Genomic DNA, 5,538 nt, shown 5'->3' with positions numbered 1-5,538 from the left:
ACCTCGGTGGCCTCGCCATCGCCTTGCCGACCGCTGGAGTTCCCATGCCCGTCCTACCCCAGATCGACGCCTTCAAGGATGAGCTCACCGCGATCCGGCGCGATCTCCACGCCCATCCCGAAATCGGCTTCGAGGAGGTGCGTACCTCCGGCATCGTCGCCGAAAAGCTGGCGGGGTGGGGGATCGAGGTGCATCGCGGCATCGGCACCACCGGCGTCGTCGGCGTGCTGCACGGCACGGGCGGGCCGGGACGGCGCATCGGCCTGCGGGCCGATATGGACGCGCTGCCGATCCACGAAATCACCAACCTGCCCTTCCGCTCCACCGTGCCGGGCAAGATGCACGCCTGCGGCCATGACGGCCACACCACCATGCTGCTGGGCGCGGCGCGCTATCTCTCCGAAAATCGCGGCTTCAAGGGCACTGCGATCTTCGTCTTCCAGCCGGCGGAGGAGGGGCTGGGTGGCGCGCGCCGCATGATCGCGGAAAAGCTGTTCGAGCGCTTCCCCTGCGACGAGATCTACGGGCTGCACAATGCGCCGCAGCTCGCTCCCGGCCAGATCTCGATCTTCCCGGGGCCGGCGATGGCGGGCGCGGATTTCTTCGACATCAAGATCACCGGCAAGGGCGCCCATGGCGCAATGCCGCAGATGGGGCGCGATCCGATCATGGTGGCGACGAGCCTGGCGGCGGCGCTCCAGACCATCGTCAGCCGCAACGCCGATCCGCGCGAGGCGGCGGTGCTCTCGATCACGCAGATCCATGCCGGCTCTGCCTATAATGTCATCCCGGAGGAGGCGGTGCTGGCCGGCACGATCCGCACCTTCTCCGAAGCGACCGGCGAACTGATCCGCAGCCGCATGCGCGAGATCGCAGCGGGCATCGCCGCGACTTTCGGCGTCACGATCGAGGTCGATATCCGCAACATCTTCAACGTTCTGGTCAATCACGAAGCGCCGACGCAGGCGGTGGTCGATGTCGCCGGGGAGATCGTCGGCGCCGAAAACGTGCTGACTGAGGCCAAGGCGCTGATGGGCAGCGAGGATTTCGCCGATATGCTGCAGATCGTGCCCGGCGCCTATGCCTGGGTCGGCCATGCCGGGGACGTGCCGGTCCATAACCCGGCCTATGTGCTCGACGACGGGATTCTGCCGGTGGGGGCGAGCCTGCTGGCACGGCTCGTCGAGACGCGGGCGGCGGCGTGAGGGCGCGGCCATGACCCTGCCGATGAGCTGGGCGGAATGGGCCGCCCATGACGGCGTCGGCCTCGCCGAACTGGTGCGCAAGGGCGAGGTGAGTCCGGCCGAGCTTGCAACGCAGGCCGCCGCCGGCATCTCACTGACGAATCCGACGCTGAGCGCCGTCGTCGAGGTCTTCGAGGATGTCGTCGCCGATCCCCTGAAGGATGGGATGAAACCGGACGGCCCGCTCGCCGGCGTGCCCTTCCTGATGAAGGATCTGGGGCCGACGCTGAAGGGACGGCTGCAGGAGCAGGGCTCCCTGTTCATGCGCGGCAACCGGCCTGCTGCCGATGCCTTTCTGACGACGCAGATGCGCAAGGCCGGCCTCAACCTGATGGGCCGCACGACGACCCCTGAATTCGGCGTGTGCAGCTCGGCCGAGAACCCGGCGCTCTATGTCACCCGCAATCCGTGGAACACGGATTACACCACCTGCGGCTCCTCGGCCGGCACGGCGGCGATGGTGGCGGCGGGCGTCGTGCCGCTGTCCCATGCCACGGATGGCGGGGGTTCGATCCGGATTCCGGCCGGCTTCAACGGCAATATCGGGCTGAAGCCCTCGCGCGGGGTTTTTTCGATCGGCCCCAACCTCTCCGACATCACCGGCTATGTCTCGGCCCAGGGCTGCCACAGCCGCACCGTGCGGGACACGGCGGCCTTCGTCGATGCCTGCCGCGGCGGCGCGCCGGGCGAGTTCATGCCCTATTGGGCGGCGCCCGAGCCCTATACGGAGCTGATCCAGCGCGATCCGGGGCGCCTCAGGATCGCGCTCTCGCATGAATGGGGCGATTATCGCGCGATGCCCGCCATCGTCGCCGAGCTGGAAAAGGCAGGGCGTTTCCTCGAAGGGCTCGGCCACCATGTCGACTGGGCGCTGCCTTCGGTCGATTGGCGCGCCGCCTTCGCCGCCCAGACGACCTGCTACATCAGCAATTTCGCGCAGGTCATCGCCGGGCTGCTGGAGGCGAGAGGGCTGGAGCGGCCGCCGGCCGAGCTGATCGAGCCGATGAACATCCGCATCTGGGAGGCCGGCCGGGACATGTCCTATTCCGAGCGTTTCCGGATGCAGGGAGTCTTCAACGCCACGGCGCGCGGTTTCGGCGCGTTCTTCCAGGACTGGGACATCATCCTGACGCCGATCACGGCGCTGCCGACGCCCAAGATCGGCACCACCGAATATCTCACGACGAGCGACAATCCCGACGTGCTCGACTGGTTCGGCCATCTCTGGGAGTTCTTCGCCTATACGCCGCTCTCCAATCTCTGCGGCATCCCGGCGATTTCGCTGCCGATGGGTCGTCAGGAGAACGGCCTGCCCTTCGGCATCCAGGCGCAGGCCGCGCAGGCGCAGGACGGGCTTTTGCTGCAACTGGCGGCGCAGATCGAGCGGGCGCTGGGCGGGCGGTGGAATGACGGGCGCAGGCCGGGCGTGCATGTCGCTGCGGGGTGAGGGCGGGATGGCATCGTTCGTGCTACGCTTTTGGGGTTCTGCACGGAACCGCGCCGTCATCCCGGACAAGCTGCAAAGCAGCGCCGCTCCGGGATCGCGTCGTGGATCCGGGGCGTCACGCTAGCGCTTTTGCGGCGCTGGTAGCAGCAAGGTAACGAGAATGGCCTACCGCACCATCATCGGCCAGCAGAGCTGGCATTTCGCCGACCTCAAGGAGGTGATGGCGAAGGCGACGCCTTTGCGCTCCGGCGACATGCTGGCGGGGATCGCAGCAGGCTCGGCCGAGGAGAATGTGGCGGCCAAGCTCTGCCTCGCCGACGTGCCGCTGAAGGCCTTCCTCACCGAGACCTTCGTTCCCTATGAAGAGGACGAGGTCACCCGGCTGATCATCGACGGGCATGATGCGCAGGCCTTCGCGCCGATCGCTCACCTGACCGTGGGCGGCTTTCGCGACTGGCTGTTGTCGGAGGCGGTTGATGCGGCGATGCTGGCGCGGATCGCGCGCGGCGTCACGCCCGAGATGGCGGCGGCGGTTTCCAAGCTGATGCGCAACCAGGATCTCATCCTCGCCGCGCGCAAGGCCCGTGTCGTCACCCGCTTCCGCAACACGATCGGCTTGGCCGGGCGGCTCTCAGTCCGGCTCCAGCCCAACCACCCGACCGACGACCGCGCCGGCATCGCCGCCTCCGTCGTGGACGGGCTGATGTATGGCTGCGGCGATGCGGTGATCGGCGTCAATCCGGCCTCCGACTCCGTCGAAGTGATGGCCGATCTGGCGCGGCTCTTCGACGGGCTGATCGACAAGCTGCAGATGCCGACGCAATCCTGCATCCTCACCCATGTCACGACCACGATCGGGCTGATCGAGCAGGGCTTGCCGATCGACCTCGTCTTCCAGTCGATCGCCGGAACGCAGGGGGCTAACAGCTCCTTCGGAATCGATCTTGCGGTGCTGAAGGAGGGACATGAGGCGGCGCTGTCGCTGAAGCGCGGAACGGTCGGCGACAATGTGATGTATTTCGAAACAGGGCAGGGCTCGGCGCTCTCGGCCGGCGCCCATCACGGCGTCGATCAGCAGACGTTGGAGGCGCGGGCCTATGGCGTGGCGCGGCAGTTCGAGCCGCTGCTCGTCAACACGGTCGTCGGGTTCATCGGCCCGGAATATCTCTATGACGGCAAGCAGATCATCCGGGCCGGGCTGGAGGATCATTTCTGCGGCAAGCTGCTCGGCCTGCCGATGGGCTGCGACATCTGCTACACCAATCATGCCGAGGCCGATCAGGACGACATGGACACGCTGCTCACCCTGCTGGGCACGGCCGGCATCACCTTCATCATGGGCATTCCGGGCGCCGATGACGTGATGCTGAATTACCAGTCCACCTCGTTCCACGACCAGCTCTATATCCGCGAGGTGCTGGGCCTGCGCCGGGCGCCGGAATTCGAGGCCTGGCTGGAGCAGGCCGGCATCGTGGATGCCGCCGGACGCCTGCGGGGAGAGGCGGCGGCGCTGCCGCAGCTCACGCGCACGCTGGGGCTCGCGGCATGAGCACGCCCGATCGCCGCCCCGGCCCGGCCGAGACGCTCTGGGCGAAACTCGCCGATCTCACTCCCGCGCGCATCGGCCTCGGCCGTACGGGCGCCAGCCAGCCGACGCGCGAGGTGCTGCGCTTCCAGCTCGCCCATGCGGCGGCGCGCGATGCGATCCATGTCCCGCTCGATCTCGCCAGCCTCGAGGAGCAGGTCGCGGCGCTGGGCTGCGAGGCCTTGCCCCTGCGCTCGGATGCGACCGAGCGGTCGGTCTATCTGCGTCGGCCCGATCTCGGCCGACGGCTCTCGCCGGAGAGCGCGGCCCTGCTCGATGCGCAGGAGGGCAAGGGCTGCGATATCGTGATCGTGGTCGCCGACGGGTTGTCCTCGCGCGCGGTCGCGGCCAATGCCGTGCCGCTGCTGGCGCATCTCAAGGCCTATGCCGCGCATTTCGGCCTCAGCCTGGCGCCTGTGGTGGTGGCGCAGGGCGCGCGCGTGGCGCTGGGCGACGAGATCGGCCAGCGGCTCGGCGCGAAGCTCTGCATCATGCTGATCGGCGAGCGGCCGGGATTGTCGGCGCCGGACAGCCTCGGCGCCTACATCACCTTCGCGCCGCGCGTGGGGGCCAGCGACGCCGACCGCAATTGCGTCTCCAACATCCGCTCCGGCGGGCTGGATGCGGTGGCGGCGGGCTACAAGATCGCCTGGCTGGTGCGGCAGGCTTTCGCTCTGCGCCTCAGCGGCACGCGGCTGAAGGATGAGAGCGACCGCGAGGCGGATCCGGAGGTGCTGCGGGTGGGTGGGTTCTAAAGGGGCGGCTGGCAGAGATACGAGAACACGCCGTCATCCCGGGCTTGCCCCGGGATCCATCGAAGGGCGGAGCGCCCTAGGATGGATCCCGGAGCTGCGCTTCGCTCCGTCCGGGATGACGACAGGAGAGAGGAGCGCTGCGCCAATTTCGAAGTAGCCCCACCACCTCACTTCTCCACGAAGGCCTTTTCAATGACGTAGTCGCCGGGTTCGCCGGTGTTGCCTTCAGTGAGGCCGCGCTCCTCGAAGATGGTCTTGAGATCGGCGAGCATTTGCGGCGAGCCGCACAGCATGAAGCGGTCGCTTTCCGGATCGAAGCCCTGCTGGCCGATGTCACTGAACAGCTGGCCGGAGGTGAGGAGATCGGTGATGCGGCCGCGGTTGCGGAAGGGCTCGCGCGTTACCGTCGGATAGTAGGTGAGCTGGCTGCGGATCGTCTCGCCGAGGAACTCGTCCTGCGGCAATTCGCTCTGGATGCGCTCGCCATAGGCCAGCTCCGCCACCTGC

Annotated in this window: 5 protein-coding genes; 4 read left to right on the top strand and 1 reads right to left on the bottom strand. The window is 67.8% G+C overall.

The features are described 5' to 3' along the window. The first annotated feature begins 44 nt into the window (after positions 1-44). From ACOJTB_RS04305 to eutC, 4 genes are all read left to right on the top strand, one after another. Positions 45-1,205: a M20 aminoacylase family protein gene (locus ACOJTB_RS04305; RefSeq protein ID WP_420101285.1), complete on the top strand. Its 1,161-nt coding sequence runs from the start codon at positions 45-47 to the stop codon at positions 1,203-1,205. A 10-nt stretch (positions 1,206-1,215) separates the two neighbouring features. Beyond that, positions 1,216-2,691: an amidase gene (locus ACOJTB_RS04300; protein ID WP_420101284.1), complete on the top strand. Its 1,476-nt coding sequence runs from the start codon at positions 1,216-1,218 to the stop codon at positions 2,689-2,691. Positions 2,692-2,851: 160 nt separating this feature from the next. Continuing rightward, positions 2,852-4,240, top strand: coding sequence for an ethanolamine ammonia-lyase subunit EutB (locus tag ACOJTB_RS04295; RefSeq protein ID WP_420101283.1), 1,389 nt, complete (start codon positions 2,852-2,854; stop codon positions 4,238-4,240). Continuing rightward, a complete protein-coding gene (eutC, locus tag ACOJTB_RS04290; RefSeq protein WP_420101282.1) occupies positions 4,237-5,031 on the top strand; it encodes an ethanolamine ammonia-lyase subunit EutC in 795 nt (264 codons plus the stop codon). Before ACOJTB_RS04295 ends, eutC begins: the two co-directional genes overlap by 4 nt. A 167-nt stretch (positions 5,032-5,198) precedes the next feature. On the opposite strand, the gene ACOJTB_RS04285 is transcribed toward eutC, so the two are convergent. Then, positions 5,199-5,538, bottom strand: a 340-nt coding sequence (locus ACOJTB_RS04285) for a ferredoxin reductase domain-containing protein (RefSeq protein WP_465248397.1), incomplete at its 5' end; no start/stop codon positions are given.

This window comes from Allobosea sp. (assembly GCF_048595345.1).
Taxonomy (GTDB): Bacteria; Pseudomonadota; Alphaproteobacteria; order Rhizobiales; family Beijerinckiaceae; genus Allobosea.
This window is presented reverse-complemented; position numbering and strand designations above follow the sequence as displayed.

What these genes read in the sequence shown, in the direction of transcription:
- eutC (WP_420101282.1), top strand. Translation starts at nt 4,237, where the DNA reads ATGAGCACGCCCGATCGCCGCCCCGGCCCGGCCGAGACGCTCTGGGCG.
- ACOJTB_RS04300 (WP_420101284.1), top strand. Translation starts at nt 1,216, where the DNA reads ATGACCCTGCCGATGAGCTGGGCGGAATGGGCCGCCCATGACGGCGTC.
- ACOJTB_RS04305 (WP_420101285.1), top strand. Translation starts at nt 45, where the DNA reads ATGCCCGTCCTACCCCAGATCGACGCCTTCAAGGATGAGCTCACCGCG.
- ACOJTB_RS04295 (WP_420101283.1), top strand. Translation starts at nt 2,852, where the DNA reads ATGGCCTACCGCACCATCATCGGCCAGCAGAGCTGGCATTTCGCCGAC.